The organism is Thiobacillus sp. 65-1402 (assembly GCF_001897685.1).
In the GTDB taxonomy this organism is placed as follows: Bacteria; Pseudomonadota; Gammaproteobacteria; order Burkholderiales; family Thiobacillaceae; genus Thiobacillus.
Window position 1 is genome coordinate 14,983 of record NZ_MKUG01000072.1, and the last position, 19,532, is coordinate 34,514.

Annotated in this window: 16 protein-coding genes; 9 read left to right on the top strand and 7 right to left on the bottom strand. The window is 61.5% G+C overall.

Annotated features, from left to right (window positions below):
* The first annotated feature begins 4 nt into the window (after positions 1-4).
* The 5 genes from BGO62_RS05950 (at position 5) to BGO62_RS05970 (ending at position 7,905) form a co-directional block, all read left to right on the top strand.
* Complete coding sequence (locus BGO62_RS05950; RefSeq protein ID WP_296640197.1) at positions 5-1,594, top strand: efflux RND transporter periplasmic adaptor subunit; 1,590 nt, start codon at positions 5-7, stop codon at positions 1,592-1,594.
* Positions 1,595-1,603: 9 nt separating this feature from the next.
* A complete protein-coding gene (locus BGO62_RS05955; RefSeq protein ID WP_296640198.1) occupies positions 1,604-1,945 on the top strand; it encodes a P-II family nitrogen regulator in 342 nt (113 codons plus the stop codon).
* A gap of 16 nt (positions 1,946-1,961) precedes the next feature.
* Positions 1,962-5,144, top strand: coding sequence for a CusA/CzcA family heavy metal efflux RND transporter (locus BGO62_RS05960; RefSeq protein WP_296640199.1), 3,183 nt, complete (start codon positions 1,962-1,964; stop codon positions 5,142-5,144).
* Positions 5,145-5,241: 97 nt separating this feature from the next.
* Positions 5,242-5,517, top strand: coding sequence for a zinc ribbon domain-containing protein (locus tag BGO62_RS16365; RefSeq protein WP_363923911.1), 276 nt, complete (start codon positions 5,242-5,244; stop codon positions 5,515-5,517).
* A gap of 48 nt (positions 5,518-5,565) precedes the next feature.
* Positions 5,566-7,905 (top strand): cation-translocating P-type ATPase, encoded by a 2,340-nt coding sequence (locus BGO62_RS05970; RefSeq protein WP_296640203.1) that lies wholly within the window; start codon positions 5,566-5,568, stop codon positions 7,903-7,905.
* Positions 7,906-7,923: 18 nt separating this feature from the next.
* Here BGO62_RS05970 and BGO62_RS05975 read toward each other — a convergent pair whose 3' ends face one another.
* From BGO62_RS05975 to BGO62_RS05995, 5 genes are all read right to left on the bottom strand, one after another.
* Positions 7,924-8,094, bottom strand: coding sequence for a hypothetical protein (locus BGO62_RS05975; protein WP_296640205.1), 171 nt, complete (start codon positions 8,092-8,094; stop codon positions 7,924-7,926).
* A 59-nt stretch (positions 8,095-8,153) separates the two neighbouring features.
* Complete coding sequence (locus BGO62_RS05980) at positions 8,154-10,262, bottom strand: TonB-dependent siderophore receptor (RefSeq protein ID WP_296640206.1); 2,109 nt, start codon at positions 10,260-10,262, stop codon at positions 8,154-8,156.
* Between the two features lie 108 nt (positions 10,263-10,370).
* Positions 10,371-10,790: a biopolymer transporter ExbD gene (locus BGO62_RS05985; protein WP_296640238.1), complete on the bottom strand. Its 420-nt coding sequence runs from the start codon at positions 10,788-10,790 to the stop codon at positions 10,371-10,373.
* Positions 10,790-11,545, bottom strand: coding sequence for a MotA/TolQ/ExbB proton channel family protein (locus BGO62_RS05990; RefSeq protein WP_296640208.1), 756 nt, complete (start codon positions 11,543-11,545; stop codon positions 10,790-10,792). Before BGO62_RS05990 ends, BGO62_RS05985 begins: the two co-directional genes overlap by 1 nt.
* Positions 11,546-11,548: 3 nt before the next feature.
* Positions 11,549-12,265, bottom strand: a complete 717-nt coding sequence (locus BGO62_RS05995; protein ID WP_296640209.1) for an energy transducer TonB — start codon at positions 12,263-12,265, stop codon at positions 11,549-11,551.
* Positions 12,266-12,671: 406 nt separating this feature from the next.
* On the opposite strand from BGO62_RS05995, the gene BGO62_RS06000 reads away from it, so the two are divergent.
* Positions 12,672-13,487: an HAD-IC family P-type ATPase gene (locus tag BGO62_RS06000; protein WP_363923905.1), complete on the top strand. Its 816-nt coding sequence runs from the start codon at positions 12,672-12,674 to the stop codon at positions 13,485-13,487.
* Positions 13,488-13,491: 4 nt separating this feature from the next.
* Positions 13,492-14,541 (top strand): EamA family transporter, encoded by a 1,050-nt coding sequence (locus BGO62_RS06005; RefSeq protein ID WP_296640212.1) that lies wholly within the window; start codon positions 13,492-13,494, stop codon positions 14,539-14,541.
* A gap of 308 nt (positions 14,542-14,849) precedes the next feature.
* On the opposite strand, the gene BGO62_RS06010 is transcribed toward BGO62_RS06005, so the two are convergent.
* A complete protein-coding gene (locus BGO62_RS06010; RefSeq protein WP_296640213.1) occupies positions 14,850-15,146 on the bottom strand; it encodes an HU family DNA-binding protein in 297 nt (98 codons plus the stop codon).
* Between the two features lie 216 nt (positions 15,147-15,362).
* Here BGO62_RS06010 and BGO62_RS06015 point away from each other — a divergent pair, with 216 nt between their 5' ends.
* Complete coding sequence (locus tag BGO62_RS06015) at positions 15,363-17,288, top strand: phage integrase family protein (RefSeq protein ID WP_296640214.1); 1,926 nt, start codon at positions 15,363-15,365, stop codon at positions 17,286-17,288.
* A 170-nt stretch (positions 17,289-17,458) separates the two neighbouring features.
* On the opposite strand, the gene BGO62_RS06020 is transcribed toward BGO62_RS06015, so the two are convergent.
* Positions 17,459-18,136: a DUF6088 family protein gene (locus BGO62_RS06020; protein ID WP_296640217.1), complete on the bottom strand. Its 678-nt coding sequence runs from the start codon at positions 18,134-18,136 to the stop codon at positions 17,459-17,461.
* Between the two features lie 391 nt (positions 18,137-18,527).
* Here BGO62_RS06020 and BGO62_RS06025 point away from each other — a divergent pair, with 391 nt between their 5' ends.
* Entirely contained in the window at positions 18,528-19,502 is a 975-nt protein-coding gene (locus BGO62_RS06025; protein ID WP_296640219.1) for a site-specific tyrosine recombinase XerD, read from the top strand.
* The last annotated feature ends 30 nt before the right edge of the window (positions 19,503-19,532 follow it).

The window sequence follows — 19,532 nt, forward strand, 5'->3', positions numbered from 1 at the left end:
CAATATGAAAATCAATCTGAACAAGAAGCAAACGCTTTCCATTGTCGGCGTTCTGGCGATCGGCGTAATACTTGCTTGGCTGATACTCGGCACCGACAAGCCTCAGCCGGAAAACGATGAACACGGACACGGCGGTCACACGGAAGCAGCCGGTCATGCGGACACGGAACACCACGGCGATCAGGCCAAGGACGGCCATGCTGACGACAAGGATCACGCCGACGAAGAGCACCATGAGACGGCGGCTGCACCTTCGAGCGGCCCGCACGGCGGAAAGCTGTTCACGCAAGACGGCTATGGAATTGAAGTCACCATCTTCGAACAAGGCGTGGAACCGGAGTTTCGCGTTTACACCTACCTGGACGGCAAGCCGCTCGACTCTGCGGCCAGCCAGATCACGCTCACGCTCGACCGCCTCGGCCGCAAACCACAGGTGTTCACGCTCACCAAGGAAAAGGGCTACCTCAAAGGTAATGCGGTGGTCGAAGAACCGCATTCGTTCAAAGTGATGATCGCCGCACAGTACGGCAACAAGCCCTACCGTTTCGCCTACGAGCAGATCGAGGCGCGGGTGGCCATGACCGTTCAGCAGATCACACAGAACAACGTCGAGGTGCTGACCGCTGGACCGGCGCGCATCAAGAGCGCTCTGCAATTGATTGGTGAAATCCGTCTCAACGAAGATCGCATGGTGCACGTCGTGCCGCGTTTGACCGGCGTCGTCGAATCGTCGACAGCCAACGCCGGCGACCGGGTGCGCAAAGGCCAGGTGCTCGCGGTGATTTCCAGCCAGGCGCTAGCCGACCAACGCAGCGAACTGTTGGCTGCGCAAAAGCGCCTGGCGCTGGCGCGCACCACCTTCGAGCGCGAGAAGAAGCTGTGGGAAGACAAAATCTCCGCCGAGCAGGATTACCTGCAAGCGCGCAACGCCATGCAGGAAGCGGAAATCGCCACTCAAAACGCACAACAAAAACTGGCTTCGATCGGCGCCGGGCGGCGGGCAGGCGGCGACCTCACCCGCTATGAAATTCGGTCGCCCATCGACGGCATCGTCGTCGAGAAGCATATCTCTTTAGGCGAAGCCGTGAAGGACGATGCCAATATTTTCGTCGTCGCCGATCTATCCACGGTGTGGGCCGAAATGACGATTTACGCCAAAGACCTGAACACCGTGAAGGCCGGCCAGAAAGCCACCGTCAAGGCGACCGCGTTCGAGTCCCAGAGCAGCGGCACTGTGTCCTATGTCGGCGCGCTGGTGGGCGAGCAGACTCGGACGGCGAAAGCACGCATTGTGCTGACGAACCCCAAGGGCGTCTGGCGCCCCGGTCTGCCGGTCAACATCGAGCTGGTGGCCGGCGAGGTCGAGGTGCCGGTGGCGGTCTCTGCGGAGGCGATTCAGACTGTGCGCGACTGGACCGTCGTGTTCGGCCGCTACGGCGCGAACTTCGAAGCGCGACCCGTGGAACTGGGGCGTAGCGACGGCAAATTCACCGAAGTAATCAATGGTCTCAAAGCGGGCGAGCAATACGCGGCGAAGAACAGCTTCCTCATCAAGGCCGATCTGGGTAAATCCGGCGCCAGCCACGACCACTAGGAGACCCCCATGAAACAGATTATCGCCATTGTGCAGCCGCACCGTCTGGAACAGATCGAACAAGCCCTGCATGGCCTGGACCATTTGCCTGGATTCACGATCTTTCCGGCACGCGGCCACACTCGCGGACAAGGTCCGCACCATGCCTTCGCCCCCACCGAGTGGAACCCGGACGCGCACGACCGGCTGGTCGTGATGATGTTCTGCGCGGACGAACTGGCGCAGTCGGTGGTGGAAACTATTCGCACAGCCGCTCACACAGGCAATCCCGGTGACGGACTGATTGCGGTTTCCGATCTGGAAGACGTACTGCGTATCCGCTCCGGCGAACGCGGCGACGCCGCCCTCTAGAAGATAAGGTCACAACATGTTTGAAAAAATCATCCGTTTTTCCATTGATCAGCGCTGGCTGGTGCTGTTGATGGTGTTCGGCATGGCGGCGCTGGGCGTTTACAGTTACCAGAAGCTGCCGATCGATGCGGTGCCCGACATTACCAACGTGCAGGTGCAGATCAACACGGCTGCGCCCGGCTATTCGCCGCTCGAATCCGAACAGCGCATCACCTACCCCATTGAAACCGTCATGGCAGGCTTGCCCGGCCTGCAGCAGACCCGCTCGCTGTCGCGCTACGGCCTGTCGCAAGTCACGGTTATCTTCAAGGACGGCACCGACATCTACTTCGCGCGCCAGCTCGTTAATGAGCGCATCCAGCAGGCCAAGGGCAAACTGCCGGCGGGCGCCGAGCCCGGCATGGGACCGATCTCCACCGGCTTGGGGGAGATTTTCATGTGGACGGTCGAAGCCGGGGAAGGCGCGCGCAAGGCAGACGGCACACCGTACACACCTACCGATCTGCGTGAGATCCAGGACTGGATCATCAAGCCGCAATTGCGCAATGTGCCCGGTGTGACCGAGATCAACACCATCGGCGGCTACGCCAAGGAGTTCCAGGTTGCGCCCTTGCCCGACAAACTGGTGGCCCAGGGCCTGACGCTGCAAGATCTGGTCGCCGCCATCGAGCGCAACAATGCCAATGTCGGCGCCGGCTACATCGAAAAGCGCGGCGAACAGTATCTGATCCGCGCGCCGGGCCAGGTCGCCAACATCGACGACATCGGCAATATCATTGTCAGCAGCCGGCAGGGCATCCCGGTGCGAATTCGGGATGTGTCCGAAGTCGGCATCGGCAAGGAACTGCGCACCGGGGCCGCGAGTGAGAACGGCCGTGAGGTAGTGCTCGGCACGGTGTTCATGCTGATCGGCGAGAACAGCCGCACGGTCTCCCAGGCCGTCGCCAAGCGCCTGGAAGAGATCAACCGCACCCTGCCCGAAGGCGTGGTGGCCCAAGCGGTCTACGACCGCACGATACTGGTGGACAAGGCGATCGACACGGTCAAGAAGAACCTGATCGAGGGTGCCCTGCTGGTCATCGCGATCCTGTTCCTGTTTCTCGGCAATATCCGCGCGGCGATCATCACTGCCCTGGTCATTCCGCTATCCATGCTGTTCACCTTTACCGGGATGGTCAGCAACAAGGTCAGCGCCAACCTGATGAGCCTGGGTGCGCTGGACTTCGGCATCATCATCGACGGCGCCGTGGTGATCGTGGAGAACTGCGTGCGGCGGCTTGCCCATGCGCAAGCCTTGGCGGGCCGGGCGTTGACGCGCAACGAGCGCTTTCACGAGGTGTTCGCGGCCGCGAGGGAAGCGCGCCGGCCGCTGTTGTTCGGCCAGCTCATCATCATGGTGGTGTATTTGCCGATCTTCGCGCTCACCGGTGTGGAGGGAAAGATGTTCCATCCGATGGCGTTCACCGTGGTGGCCGCCTTGCTTGGTGCCATGATTCTGTCGGTCACCTTCATCCCCGCCGCCGTGGCGCTGCTGATCGGCGACAAGGTCAGCGAAAAGGAAAACCGCCTGATGGGGTGGGCCAAGCGCGGCTATGAGCCGCTGCTCAACTTGGCCATGATCAACAAGCCGCTGGTTCTGGCGATTGCAGTGGTTGCCGTTGTGCTCTCCGCGTTACTGGCCACGCGCATGGGCAGCGAGTTCGTGCCGAGTCTTAACGAAGGCGATATCGCGCTGCACGCCCTGCGCATTCCAGGCACCAGCCTGACGCAGGCGATCGAGATGCAAACCGGACTGGAGCAGACCATCAAGCAGTTCCCGGAAGTCGACAGGATTTTCGCCAAAATCGGCACCGCCGAGATCGCCACCGACCCGATGCCGCCCAACGTCGCGGACAACTTTGTCATGCTGAAGCCGCAATCGGAATGGCCCGATCCGAAGCGCACCAAGGCCGACCTGGTCGACGCCATGCAACAGGCAGTGGCCAAGGTGCCCGGCAACAATTACGAGTTCACCCAGCCTATCCAGATGCGGTTCAACGAACTGCTTTCCGGCGTGCGTAGCGACGTGGCGGTCAAGGTGTTCGGCGACGACATGGATACGATGAACCGCACCGCCGAAGAGATATCGGAGGTGCTGGAGAAGGTGCCAGGTGCCGCCGACGTCAAGGTCGAGCAAACCACGGGCTTGCCGATGCTGACCGTTCATATCGACCGCGAAAAGACCGCACGACTTGGCGTGAATGTCGGGGACGTGCAGGAAGCGATCGCGATAGCGGTGGGCGGCCGGGAAGCCGGGGTGCTATTTCAGGGCGACCGGCGCTTCGACATCATCGTCCGACTGCCCGAGCGGCTACGCAGTGACATGGAGGCGATGAAACAACTGCCGATCCATTTGCCCGTGGATGAAGCGGGCGGTCAAGCCCGCCCCGCCTATCTGCAACTGGGTGACGTGGCGACCTTCGAAGTCGCGCCGGGCCCAAACCAGATCAGTCGCGAGGACGGCAAGCGGCGTGTAGTAGTGACAGCCAATGTTCGCGGACGGGACATCGGGTCATTCGTGGCCGAGGCCGAGCAGATGATGCAACAGACGGTCAAGGTGCCGGCCGGCTACTGGACGACCTGGGGCGGTACCTTCGAGCAGTTACAGTCAGCGGCGAAGCGCCTGCAGATCGTGGTTCCTGTCGCGCTGCTGCTGGTGTTCATGCTGCTGTTCGCGATGTTCAACAACGTGAAGGACGGGCTGCTGGTTTTCACTGGCGTACCGTTTGCCCTGACCGGCGGCATCCTGGCGCTCTGGCTGCGCGATATCCCGCTTTCTATTTCAGCGGGGGTCGGTTTCATCGCGCTTTCGGGCGTGGCGGTGCTCAACGGCCTGGTAATGATCTCCTTCATCCGCTCGCTGCGCGAGGAAGGGAAACGGCTCGACGCAGCGATTCACGAAGGCGCATTGACCCGGCTGCGCCCAGTGCTGATGACCGCGCTGGTGGCCTCGCTCGGTTTTATTCCGATGGCGATCGCCACCGGGACCGGCGCGGAGGTGCAGCGGCCGCTCGCCACCGTGGTCATCGGCGGGATCCTGTCTTCTACGGCGCTGACCCTGCTGGTGCTGCCGATTCTGTATAGGCTGGCCCACCGGAAAGAAGAAGAGGAGGAAACGGACGCTGTTGATGGCAACAGGCTACAGACACATCAAGCCTGACCGGAACGCCCAGCCGACAGGCTGGGGCGTCGCATCTAATCGATCAATTGCAAAGGAGTAAATCATGGGGTTCTTTGAACGCATGCTCGGCAATTTAATGGGCGGCAGATTCGGCGGTCACCACGGCGGCTATCGAGGCGGTCATCACGGCGGCTCCAAACATGGTGGCTATCCAGGCTATCCGCAGGGCACAGGCCCGGGCGTCGGCAATGCTGGCAATCCCTGCCCCAAATGCGGCAGCGCCAATGCGGGCGAAGCGCGCTTCTGTCAGCAATGCGGCACCTCCCTGGCGCCCGGCAAATGTTCCGGCTGCGGCGCGGAGCTGCCGGCAGGCACCAAGTTTTGCGGCCAGTGTGGCAAAGCCCAACAGTAACGCAACAAATTCCCAGCTGTAATCAATTTGGTTCTAAGGAGCAGCACCATGGCCGAAAAACTTGAACTGGACTTGTCTCTGGTCTTGCCGGATGTGCCCGATGAGCGCGATGCCTGCATAGGACGGCTGACTGAACTGCTGCAGGCCGAAGGGCTGGAAAAAATACACCTGGTCCATGAAGACGGCAGCGCCCGCCTGTGCCTGCACTACGATCCTCAGCAGTTCAGCGTGGGTCGGGTACGCGAACTGGCGCAGGCGTCCGGCGCGAGGATCGGCAACCGCTTTCATCACGAGAGCCTGCGTATCGACGGCATGGACTGCCCCACCTGCGCCACCGTGATCGAGCACGCCCTGCAACGCACGGACGGCGTCCTGGAGGCCTCGGTGAGCTACGCCGCCGAGCGTTTACGCCTGGAGTATGACAGCGAAAAAATCAAGCGCGCGGCGATCGTCCAGCGCGTCCAGGCGCTTGGTTACTCCGTGCTGGAAGAAGGCCGCGAGGCCGGTTGGTTCGCCGAGCATCGCGAACTCATTTTCAGCGGCGCCGCCGGCCTGCTGTTGCTGGCCGGCTGGCTCGCGGGTCTCGCCGGCGCGCCCCACACGCTCTCCCTCGGACTGTTGCTGGGGGCGTACGCGGCGGGCGGCTTCTACACCCTGCGCGATGCCTGGCAGAGTGTGAAGAGCCGCAGCTTCGACATCGACACCCTGATGATCGTCGCGGCGGCCGGGGCGGCGGCGCTCGGCGCCTGGGAAGAAGGCGCGCTGCTGCTGTTCCTGTTCAGCCTCGGCCATGCGCTGGAACACATGGCCATGGACCGTGCCCGCAAGGCCATCGAGGCGCTGGCGCAACTGGCGCCCAAGACCGCGCTGGTGCAACGGGATGGCGCGGAGGCCGAAGTGCGGGTGGAAGAGCTGCTGCGCGGCGACCGGGTGATCGTCAAGCCCGGCAGCCGCATCCCCGCCGACGGCCAGGTGGCGTCGGGCAATTCGGCGGTGGACCAGTCGCCGGTCACCGGCGAATCCATGCCGGTGGACAAGCAGGCGGGCGACAAGGTGTTCGCCGGCACGGTCAACGGCGAAGGCGCGCTCATCGTCGAGGTCACCAAACTGGCGCGGGAGAGCACGCTTTCACGCATGGTGGAGATGGTGGCCGAAGCACAAACGCAGAAATCTCCCACCCAGCGTTTCACCGACCGCTTCGAGCGGGTCTTCGTGCCCGTGGTGCTGCTGGGCGCCACGCTGCTCATCGCGCTGCCGCCGCTGTTCGGCTTCCCCTTCGCCGAATCGTTTTACCGCGCCATGGCGGTGCTGGTGGCGGCCTCCCCCTGCGCGCTCGCCATCGCCACCCCGTCGGCGGTGCTGTCCGGCATCGCGCGCGCCGCGCGCGGCGGCGTGCTGATCAAGGGCGGCGCGCATCTGGAAAATCTCGGCGTGCTTACCGCCATCGCCTTCGACAAGACCGGCACCCTGACCGTCGGCAAGCCCAAGGTGACCGACGTCGTCGCCGTCAGCGGAGACGAGGCAGGTTTGCTGACCTTGGCCGCCGCCGTGGAAAGCCGCAGCGCCCATCCGCTGGCGCAGGCGGTGGTGGCCGAGGCGAAGCGGCGCGGGTTGAGCTGGAGCGAGGCCGGCGAAGTCGAGTCCGTCACCGGCAAAGGCGTGCGCGCCGAATTCGACGGGCAGAAGGTGGCCATCGGCAACGCCAGGCTGTTTGACGGCGAAGCCGTCCCCGAAGTAATTCAGCAGCAAGCAGAACGCCTCCAAGCGGAAGGCAAAACCCTCATGCTGATCCAGGCGAACGGGCAGTTCCTCGGCGTACTGGCTCTGGCAGACACCCCGCGCGAGGGCGTGAAGCAGGTACTGGAAGGGCTACGCCGGATCGGCATCCGCAAAACCATCATGCTCACCGGCGACAACGAACGCGTGGGCCGCGCCATCGCCGACGCGGTCGGCCTGGACGAAGTGCGGGCGGGCCTGTTGCCGGAAGACAAGGTCAAGGCCATGGAAGCGCTCGGAGAGCAATACGGCCGGGTGGCCATGGTAGGCGACGGGGTCAACGATGCCCCCGCCATGGCGCGCGCCACCGTGGGCATCGCCATGGGCGGCGCCGGCACGGACGTGGCGCTGGAAACCGCGGACGTGGCGCTGATGGCCGACGATTTGAGCAAGCTGCCCTTTGCCGTGGCCTTGAGCTGTGCATCGCGGCGCATCATCCGGCAGAACCTGCTCGTCTCGCTGGGCGTGGTGGCGCTACTCATCCCCGCCACCCTGTTCGGCTGGGCGGGGATCGGTCTGGCGGTGCTGATACACGAGGGCTCGACCGTGGTGGTGGTGGTCAACGCTTTGCGTTTGCTGGCCTACGAGGATCAGGCAAGGACTTCTGCCTGAATGGTAGCCTTATCGAGATCACCAGTGAGGTTGATTGACCCGAAAGCATATCCCCTTCGTCCAACGCTTGCGTGCGGCTTTATTGTTAATCGATGCCTTTTTCTGCGAGGACCACACCATACGGGCGATCCCCCAGTTGGAGCGGCTGCACTCGTGATGCAGCCGCAGGACTTCTTCGATATTGCGCATGGATGGGCTCGTCCGGTAGTCGGGACGCGGTTGTCGCGCCCCGACCGTGACGGTGAAAGTCAGAATTTGTAGCTCACGCCGACTTCGAAGTTGCGCTCGGCACCCGGAAAAATGCCATCGGGGTTGCGGCTGGCGATGTATTTCCGGTCGGTAAGATTGCGCACTGTGCCAAATACGCTGAGCCGTTTGTCGACGGCGTAGCGCGCGTTGAGGTCGAAGGTGGTGTAGGCCGGAATCACGCCGCGGCGGCCATCCGCGCTTTCGACCACGGTGTTTTCCGTATCGACGAACTGGCGGGAGACGTGGTAGGTGCCGAGGCTGGTTTTCAGCCCGCCGACGCGGTAGCTCACGGAGAGATTCGCGGTCAGCTCGGGCGCGTAGGGCAGGCGATTGCCGTTGCGGTCAATGCCGCCGACGATCTTGGTGCTATTGTATTTGGCCGTTGGCACCCAGGTGGCGTTGGCGTCCACGCCCCAGCCTGCGCCGAGGTCGTAGCCGATCGCGCCTTCCAGCCCTTGGTTCAGGGTCGCGCCGGCATTGGTCACGGTAGTGCCGACGCCGCCCGATTCGGACTGCGGCACGATCTGGTTGGAAAAGTCCATGCGGAAGGCGGTGGCTTCGTAGTTCAGACGCTGCGCCTTACCACGCACGCCGAGTTCAAAGTTGGTCGAGCGTTCGGCATCAAGTTGCTGGTCGACGCCGCCACCGCTGATTGCGGTAGCGACCATCGCGGGCGAGAATGCTTTGAACGTGCCGGCGAAAAGCTGCGCCTGCGGTGCAATCTGCCAGGTAGCACCGAGGCCGGGCATGACCTCGGTTGTGCTCGACTTGCCAGAAACACTGGTCAGCTCGTCTTTGCGGGTTTGGTTGTAGGACTCGATACGCAGGCCAGGGGTGATCGCGACGCGCTCGTTGACGACAAAACGGTTCTGGCCGTAAAAGGCGATGCCACGTGCTTTCTGGGTATCGTCTGTGGTCAGGTCGCCGGAACGCGCGTTGGGGTCGGTCTTGGAGCGGAGCTTCGTGTTGTTCAGTTTGTCGCTGTGCAGGCGAACGCCGATTTCGGCTTCGTTCTTGATGCCGAAGCCGGCGTAGTTGATATTCAGGCGGCTGTCCAGGCCCATCATTTCGAAAGTGCGATTGTTGCCGTTCATGCAATAGGCGCCGCCGTCGCAGGGGACAAAGGTTGTGCCGTCGGCGCTGCGACTCCCCACCTCCCTGCGCCAATAATCTCGTGTGAACTGGCTCGTATACAGCAAGGTATTAAGCTTGATGGCGTCGTTGATCTGCCACTCATGGTTGATGTCGAACGCGGTGCGATCTGTCAGAAAATAGTCGTTCGGGGCCGGATTTTTGGTCGGGTCGTTCTTGAATTCATTGGGGCGCAGGCCGACATAAGAAGTGTTGATCTCGTTTTCGTAGCGGGTGAGTTTGGCGCCGATCCACTGATTTTCGCCGATGGCCATGCCGCCTTTGAGCATGATGTCTGTCATGTCGAAAGCGTTGTTGCGAAAACCGTCGCCTTTGGCCTTGACCAGGCTGATGCCGCCAATGGCTTCGCCAGAGGGGGCGGTTCCGCCGGCGTCAAGACCGAGCAAGCGATAGCCGTTCGAACCGGCCTTGGCGGTCACCTTGGCGCCTTCTTCGGGTTTTTTGGTCTTGTAGTTGATCACACCGCCGATCGTCGTCGGGCCATAGCGCAAGCCGGCCGCTCCCTTCAGCACCTCAATGCTTTCCATGCGCTCGATGCGCGGGCTGTAATAGGAATCGTTGGCCAGGAACAGACCGGGCGCCACGGGCACGCCGTCTTCCAGCACCAGCAGCTTCTGGCTGCGGTTTGGGTTAAGGCCGCGCATCCCGATGTTGGGTATAAAGCCGTAGCCTTCTTCCTCGCGCACCACGATGCCGGGCACCGATTTAAGCGCGTCCTGGGTCGACAGGGGTTGCATGATCGCCAACTGTTCTTCATCGATAATCGCTACCGAACCGGGTTGTTTGGCAATCGCTTGCCCGTCCTCACCGACCACATCGATGCGCGGCAGCTGAACCTCGGCCGCCAGCACCTCGGCCGGAAAATTCAATGCGACTGCCACAGCCAGAGCCAGCGTGGTTTTGGTAATGGCCTTCGTCGCGCCATGGTGTTCGAAAGTGCGGGTGATGCTGTTCATTCAATGCTCCTTACGTCAGATGAATCTGGCTGGCTTGACGCAAGGCATGCGGCTGGCTGGCTGGCGGGTTAAAAGGGGACGGCTTGCATCCCATGGGTGAAACGTGTGCTATCGGGTATGCGGATCGGTGACGAATCCCAGTTTGCCAAGGCCTGCTTTCGCGGCGTCGGCCATGATCTGCGCGACGTTGCGATAGGCGAGATCGCCGTCGGCGCGGATGTGTATTTCCGGCTGAAGCGTCTGCTGCGCGGCCGCGTCCATTCGCGCCCGCCACGCGACGGCGTCCACTGCTTCGGCGTTCCAGTACACCGAGCCGTCGGCCTTGATCGAGAGGTTGATAGTTTCGGGCTTGACCTCGTTCGGCTGGCTCGACGCCTGCGGCAGGTCGACCTTGACCGCGTGTGTCGTCAAGGGCGCGGTGATGATGAAGATGACCAGCAGCACCAGCATCACGTCGATCAGCGGAATCATGTTGATCTCCGCGTTGTCGCCGTCGCCGCCGTCGTTAAGAAGTCCGCCGAAGGCCATCATGCGCTCCTTGACGCCGGCGCAGCGTAGATGCGCGCTTCGTCGTTGTGGATGCGGGTGTTGCTGCGCACCCCGGTCGACATGAAGGCGAACAGGTCATGCGCAAAGCCGTCGACTTCGGTGAGCGTCTGGCGCTTGGCGCGGTTGAAGAAGTTGTATGCGAGCACGGCGGGGATCGCGACGGCCAGACCCAGCGCGGTCATGATGAGCGCCTCGCCCACCGGACCGGCGACCTGGTCAAGGCTGCCGGAGCCCGACATGCCGATGTTGACCAGCGCGTGATAGATGCCCCATACCGTGCCGAACAGTCCGACGAAAGGCGCCGAGGACGCAATCGACGCCAGCAGGGTGTGGCCATATTCCAGGCGCGCGGTGTCTTGATTGATCGCGCGGCGCAGCGCGCGGGTAAGGAATTCGTCTTCCGAGCCGGATTCGATCAGGCGCTGCCCAGTCTTGTTGCGGTACTGCTCTGCGGCCTTGAGCCCGTGATGGGTCAGGTGCGAGAATGGATCGTTGACCCCGTGGTTCTGCAGATAATCGGCGACTGAGGCTAGGCCTGGCGCGTCCCAGAAGCGCGCGAGGAAAGCCTGGGCACGCTTCTTCATGCGCCAGTTGGCGAGACTTTTGCTGACGATGAGAGTCCAGGTGACGACCGACATCGCCAGCAGCACGACGAGCAGAAAGTGCGCAAGGCCGTCGGCCTGCGCGATGAAGTGGGCAAAGCCCAGTTGGGTTTGGGTTGCGGCGGTTTCCATGACTTAACTCCTGAGGGTGAACTGAATCGGCACGATGACCCACGCGGCCACCGGCCTGCCACCCTGGCGGGCCGGCTCGAATTTCCAACTGGACTGCACGGTTTCCAAGGCGGCGCGGTCAAGGCGCGGATAGCCGCTGCTTTGCGCCAGTTCCAGCCTGTCCACGCTGCCGTCCGGGTTGACCAGAATGTTCAGCCGCACCGTGCCTGCCTCACCCAGCCGCCGCGACAGCAACGGATAAGGTGGTTTCGGGTTGGCCAGGTAATTTGCCGGATGCGGTGGGAGCGACGGCGCGGGTTTAGGCGCGTCCATCACCACTGTTACAGGCGGTGGCAGGACGTTGGTCACGGGCGCGGGCAGCGGTTTGGGTGCTTCTGCCGCCTGCTGCAGATCGGGGGTGGGAACTGGGCGCTGCGCAGCTAGCGCGGGCGGTGGCGGCAACGGTTTGATCGCGGGTTTGGGCGGCTGCGCCTTGGGTTCAGGTTTTACCTGCGGGACCTCTGGCTCGATCAGGCTGACCATCAAGGGACGTGGCGGGTTGATCGAATTGATCGGTTTGGGCGTTTCCGGCGCATTTAGCAACGCAGTCAGCAGACCTGCGTGTGCAAGCGCCACCACGGCCAGTGTGGCGCGCGAGGTATGCGGCATGCGCAGTAACGGCACAAGGGCAAGCTGCGGCTCGGTTGCGGTGACAGTTTTCCAGGCCGGTGTGGCAGTCATTCCAAGTTAGTCCAATTCACGTCTCGATTGAGCTGGCTGGGATCGAAATCCGTGGCTGGCTATTAGCCTGCATGGCAAAGTTTCCGGATCACCCTGACGTAACATCACATCATGGCAAAGCCCAGAACAAATGATAATGAGTCTCATTGTTACTGTCAATCGGTAGGTGTCAACTAATGCACACCTGTTGCATATTTTCACCAGTCATGGGCAGGAGACGTGTTCTCCGGCGATGCGCCAGAGAACACTGCTGGGGCCACTGGGGACAAAGTCGAGCCTGCCCCGACGTTTGCGCGATGACGCTGTTGCGCTTGCCGAAATCAAGCATGCAAATCTGCGTCCACCATGGTTGAAGCGCGGTAGCCGGATTGGAAGTTAGGCACGTCTGCTGACCTTGGCTGCCGCCGTGGAAAGCCGCAGCGCCCATCCGCTGGCGCAGGCGGTGGTGGCCGAGGCGAAGGGCCGCAGCTTGAGCTGGGCCGAGGCCGGGGAGACCGAATCCGTGACAGGAAAAGGCGTGCGCGCCGAATTCGACGGGCAGAAAGTCGCCATCGGCAACGCCAGGCTGTTTGATGGCGAAGCCGTCCCCGAGGCGATTCAAGGGCACGCGGAGCGCCTCCAGACCGAAGGCAAGACCCTCATGCTGATCCAGGCGGACGGGCAGTTCCTCGGCGTCGTGGCCCTGGCCGACACCCCGCGAGAAGGGGTGAAACAGGTATTGGAACGAGTCGGCATTCGCAAGACCATCATGCTCACCGGCGACAACGAACGCGTGGGCCGCGCTATTGCAAATGTAGTTGGTCTGGACGAAGTGCAGGCGGGCCTGTTGCCGGAAGACAAGGTCAAGGCCATGGAGGAACTCGGGCAGCGCTACGGACAGGTAGCCATGGTCGGCGACGGCGTCAACGATGCACCGCCCATGGCGCGTGCCACGGTCGGCATCGCCATGGGCGGCGCTGGCACCGATGTGGCGCTGGAAACCGCGGATGTGGCGCTGATGGCCGACGACCTTTCCAAGCTGCCCTTCGCCGTGGCTCTGAGCCGCGCATCAAGGCGCATCATCCGGCAGAACTTGTTCGTTTCGCTGGGCGTGGTGGCGCTACTCATCCCCGCCACCCTGTTCGGTTGGGCGGGGATCGGCGTGGCGGTGCTGATTCACGAAGGCTCGACCGTGGTGGTGGTGGTGGTGGTGAACGCTTTGCGTTTGCTGGCCTATCGTTGATGAAATGAGCAATACACGTTCGGTCATCTGGCCCGCCCTCGTCGCTGCCGCCCTGTTCGGCGGCAGTACGCCGCTGGTCAAGCTTCTGGTGGGCGAGCTGCCGACCTTGCTGCTGGCCGGTCTACTCTATCTGGGTAGCGGGCTCGGGCTGGCTGCGATCCGCCTGCTGCGGGATCGCGGCTGGAAACCGAGCGGGCTGGCAACCGGGGAATGGCGCTGGCTTGCGGGCGCCATCGTTTTCGGCGGGCTGCTTGGGCCGGTGCTGCTGGTATTCGGCCTCACCCATACCGATGCGGGCGCCGCCTCCCTCATGTTCAATCTGGAAGCGGTCTTTACTGCCGTGCTGGCCTGGGTGATCTTCAAGGAAAACGCCGACCGCCGCATCGTGTTCGGCATGCTGCTCATCGTCGCGGGCGGCGCGGTACTCGCCTGGCCCACTGTCGATAGCGAGACCCTGGACTGGGTTGGCCCCCTGGCCATCACCGCCGCCTGTTTGTGCTGGGCTATCGACAACAACCTGACGCGCCGGGTTTCCGGCTCGGACGCCCTGTTCATCGCCGGGGCAAAGGGTTGGACCGCGGGCGTCGTCAACACCAGCCTCGCCTTTTTACTGGGTGCGTCCCTGCCCGCCTGGCCCGCCGTGGGCGCGGCCATGGCGGTCGGCCTGGTGAGTTACGGCTTGAGCCTGGTGCTTTTTGTGCGGGCGCTGCGTAGTCTGGGCACAGCCCGCACCGGCGCCTATTTCTCCACGGCACCCTTTATTGGCGCAGCCATCGCCATTCTGCTGCTGGGCGAATCGACGCCTGCCCCGTTCTGGTTGGCAGCCGGACTCATGAGTATTGGCGTCTGGTTGCATCTGACCGAGCATCACGAGCATCGACATACGCATGAGCCGCTGGATCACACCCATCAACACGTTCATGACGCGCATCACCAGCACGAACACGATTTCGCCTGGGATGGCTGCGAGCCGCACAGACATCTGCATCGGCATGCGACCTTAACCCACAAACATCCACATTTTCCGGATTTCCATCATCGCCATGGGCATTGAGCCCAGGTCTTTGAATGCACCCTATTGTTTTTTCCGAAAGCGTTCAGATGGATATATCACCCAAATGCTGCTGACGCAAAAAAAATCCGACGCCATTCCTGTCTTCACATCCCTTGGGGGAAACCCTGGCGATCCTTGAGGCGGCTGAACTCAATGACGAGCAGGCGATACTGCTTGCTGGTGCCATGCAAAATCTGGTCGGGGTGCTGGGTAATGTTCTCAGTGGCCTGGGGGAAGACAAGCACTAGCTGTGATGTTTGAATGCGGACGTGGCCTACAAGAGCAGCGCCACGTCAGCACATGTCACATCACTTTTTCTTTGCAGCCTTCTTACCCGCAACGGCAGCCTTGAAGCCAGCGCCAGCTGTGAAGCGCGGCACGGTCGTGGCTGCGATCTTCATTTCTTTGCCTGTTTGTGGATTGCGTCCGGTACGGGCCGCACGCTTGGAAGATTTGAACGCGCCAAACCCAATGAGGGTCACAGAGTCACCTTTCGCTACCGCTTTGACGACGGCACCGAGGATGGCATCCAGCGCTCTTCCGGCAGCGGCCTTGCTGATATCTGCTTCGGTTGCAGCGGCTTCGATCAATTCAGTCTTGTTCATGAACGTCCCTTGGGTTGGCTGAGAAGAATTGATGCTACCAGCGTTCAGGCATTTGTGAATAGGCGGCGCACTCAAGTCAGAACAAGTAAGGGGCATCTGCGGCATTGCATATACAGTTCATGATAAGGTAAATTATCAAGAATGCTGTTTTTCTGATTCAACTCAAGGATCTGTGACCTATATTTCCTGTTTCTTCTTGATTTCAGCCAGTTAGCCATGGAATCCACTCGCAAAATCGGGCGTCACCACCTCGCCTTCTACCGCGGCTGGCTGCAGGGCCTCGACCTCAAGGTCGCAGCGGACCGCTATCTCGAATCCGGCCTCGATCAGCGCATCGCGCGCTCCACGCTGTCCTGGATCCAGCAAACGCTGACGATGGCCGCCCGCCGGCACGGCCGCCATGCGCTGGCCCGGCTGCTGCGCCTGCCGCTGGGCACCCTGCCCGAGGCAGTCCGGTCGACGACCGCCCTCCCCTCGCTCAAAACCTTCCGCGAAGAAAACGACCCCGATCACTTCTATTCGGAGAAGGAACTGACCGCGATGTACGTCGAGGCCTATCCGCAGAGCATCGACCGCCGCGCGAGACGCTACGCCCGTCTGGTCGAGCGCCAACTGGCCGCGCTGGTGTGGGTGGAGGAACTGCTCGCCACCGATCCGCAGCCGCAGGATCCGGTTGCCGCCTGGTTTGAGGATCGACTCGCTGCCAGGCTCATCCTCGCCGGCATCCCCACCATCGAGGCGCTGCATCAGCGCGTCCGCACGCAGGGCTACCGCTGGTGGGTGTCCGTTCCTCGCCTCGGCGAAAAAGGGGCGCGCCGGCTCGTGACCTGGCTTGCCACCCACGAAGGCAGTCTGGGGGTGATGGCGCCACAGGGTCTCGCCCCGCTGCGTTCGCTGTCGCCGATCGAACTGACCCGGCCCTCAGCCACCGCCATCATGCCGCTGGAGTCATTCTCGACGCCGGCGGAGCTGGACGGCTCGGTTGGCGAGAACCGATGCCTCGGCCGCAACCGCATCGCCGCTGAAAATGACCATCAGGCGATCCAGGCCTGGCTGAAAGCGCGCGCTTCGAATCCGCATACCGAGCGCGCCTATCGCCGCGAGGCAGAGCGCCTCCTGATCTGGTCGATCATGGAGCGCGGATGCGCCCTGTCGTCGCTGTCGATCGAGGATGCCGTTGCCTACCGGGATTGGCTGGGCGGGCTCGGCCGCACATTGCCCGCGGCATGGCCATGGCGCCTCCCCCAGGCTGAATGGATGGGAAAACGCAGCACACCGCGCTGGTCAGCCAACTGGCGGCCATTCGAAGGAGCCGCCTCGCTGCGCAGCCAGATCCAGGCCCACACCATCCTCAAATCCCTGTTCGAGTGGCTTGCCAAAGTGCGTTACCTCGACAGCAATCCATGGGACGGCGTGCCGCCGCCACAGCGGGTGATGGACGTGGCCACCGCGCCTGACTTGGAACTGACGCACGCGTTCACACGCAGCCAGTGGGCATTTCTCATGGAATATCTGCATAGGCAGCCTATGGATGAATCCGTCCGGCGCTTGCGCTTCATACTCCCCTTCGCCTATGCCACGGGGCTACGGCTCACCGAACTGGTGGATGCCCGCCTGGGGAGACTCTATTCGGTCCCGCTCAAGCGTGACCTGGGTGTCCGCTGGATGCTGAAAGTGCTCGGCAAGGGTGGCAAATGGCGGGCAGTCCCGATGCCCGGCATGGTGATGGATGCATTACGCGATTACCTGGCCTGGCAGGGCCTCAATGCCGACCCGCTGGATAATCCTGAAGACATTCCCCTGATTGCCCGGCTGCGGCTTGGGCAAGATACGGGCACCCTGGATCCCACGACGCTGTACAAGGCCTTGAAGACGTTTTTCAGGGAAGCAGCTACGGAGCTTGCCACGCAGGGGCATCATGACGATGCCAAAAAGATGGCGAAAGCCTCGACGCACTGGCTAAGACATACGCGCGGCGCGCATTCCGCAGAGACGATGCCGGTCAACATGATCCAGCGCCTGCTCGGGCACGCCAGCGTGGCAACCACCAGCATATACACGTCGACGGACGACGAGCTGCTGTTTCTGCTACTGGATGACAGCCTGAAAATAGAAACACAACCGGGCAACAGGGTCAGCTGAATGGCCATGCCAATTCTTTTGGGCTCTGGCAGACGATAGAACGCTGAACCCGGATACCCAGAAATCCTTCTCCACATTCTGGATCGGCGTGCCGAGCCCATTGGCTGTCGCCAGGAACAGGCCGCAACGATCCTCGGGAGAGGCGGTGATGATGCGAAGAAAGTCGGCGTTCACGGTGAGGCCTTGGTACTTGCCTGTTCGGACCGGGCAAGCAGATCGCGAATCCACTGTTGCATCCACGACGGCACAGTGTGTAAGCCAGATCGCAGATCATCACGAATCGCGCTTCCCTGGCTGGAGTCCTGCAATAGCCGAATGAACCTGGCTTGAATCGCATCCTGATCGATCTGGGCGCCACCCTTCAGGCCATCGCGAAGCCAGTACAGGGCTTGCACCACCCGCATGGCTGGATGGTTGGCCCAGTAGAGCTTGCTTGGCGCCGTCAGTTTGAACTGGAGGGTCAATTTGCCCAATTGAATCGGTCGCAGCCGACCATCCGTATGCACGATGACCTGCCCCGGCACCGCATTGGTCAGGCCCAGATCGTTGGCGGCGGTCATCCCGTCAATCAATACGCGCACCTGGTCGCGGCGAGCGACGGCATCGATCACGCTGAGATAATCGGGGGCGGTCGGCTGCCCGGTGAGGGCGTTCATCCGGGGCTGGTCGTACAGTCCTCGATCGATGCGACGCAACTCATTGCTGGCGACCATGCGCTGGAGCGTTTTGTCCACCGCGTCGCGATTACCCAGGTCGAGAAAATCCACCGGCGTCCACACTTTGGCTGCCGGGGCCTGGCTGATGCGTTGCACCACCTGCGATTTGATGACGGGCGTCGAATTGAGCATGCCTGGCTCCATGTCCGCTAATTGTATACTTATATCGGACATCGGTAAGGCAGAAATGATCGAACAAGCAGGAAGGCAAGTCGGCAGAAGAAGCCCGCCACGTTGTCTTAAATGACAACAGCCCTTGAGATTAGACGTCAGAAAACACGAAGAGTCTTATACCAACCTGCTCATCAAGCTGGGGTTGGCATGGCACGTCAGGAAATATTAAAATTTTCAGTCTGTTGTGGGTCGTGCCTCCAGGCACGATCGGAAAACGATTCAGGAATGCACCCGGGATGGGCTAACTTGAATGCAATACCGTCATGGGAGTGGCGGCGAAAATAATAAGCTGAAAATTTACCCCTGCAGTTGCGGAGCCGAAGGGGCTAAACCAAGAAAGGCAAAATAAATGGGTTCCGCAAAATCTAAATCCCTGCTCCCATCCGTGGAGCAGTTCAGCGATGAGCTATGGCTTGTTGATGGTCTCGCCGACAGGACCATCGACGCCTATCGGGCGGATCTGATCAATTTCGGATCGTGGCTGACCCAGCACAATGGGAAGACGCTACTCCAGGTCCAGAATCTGGACATTGAGGCGTGGCTGGCAAGCCTGCTGGAGAGAAAGATCAGCGCTCGGAGCGTGGCTCGCTATACCGCTTCGCTTCGTCGGTTTTACCAATATCTCTTGACCAATGGGCAGGTTGTGCAGGACCCGACCATGCGCCTTGGCAAGATCAAAATACCCCACCGCCTTCCAAACACGCCGACACAGGATGATGTGGCGTCACTGCTTGATATTACTGATCTCAATTCTCACCAAGGCCTGCGTGACAAGGCGATGCTCGAATTGCTCTATGCGACCGGGATACGAGCCACTGAGCTATCCGATCTCAAGGTCGAAGACTTTGATTTCAAAAACCGTGTGATTCGAGTTTGTGGAAAAGGAAACAAGGAGCGGCTGGTGGTTTATGGTGAAGAGGCTGCATTCTGGCTCGATCTGTACCTGAGTAGGTCAAGACCCGCCCTGAGACGGGACTACCTTTGCAATCATGTGTTCCTCTCGGTTCGCGGGAAGAAAATAAGCACAGGCGTACTCCGCCTGGTGGTGAAGAAGCACGCCTCAAACAAGGGGATCGAAAGACCCCTCAGTACTCATAGCCTCCGGCACGCCTTTGCCACGCACTTATTGGATGCTGGTGCAGATTTGCGGGTGATCCAGGAGCTATTGGGTCATGCATGCATCAGTACAACTCAGATATACACATTCGTTGCAACCAAGCGGTTAGTAACGCTGCATTCCAGGTTCCACCCGAGAAACAAGGACACGGCTGGATATCAGGCAGGCGATAACCTTCACGTCAGGTTCCAGTCAATGAATCCGTGATGAGGGGCCTTGTTGGATTTTTCGCGTCGA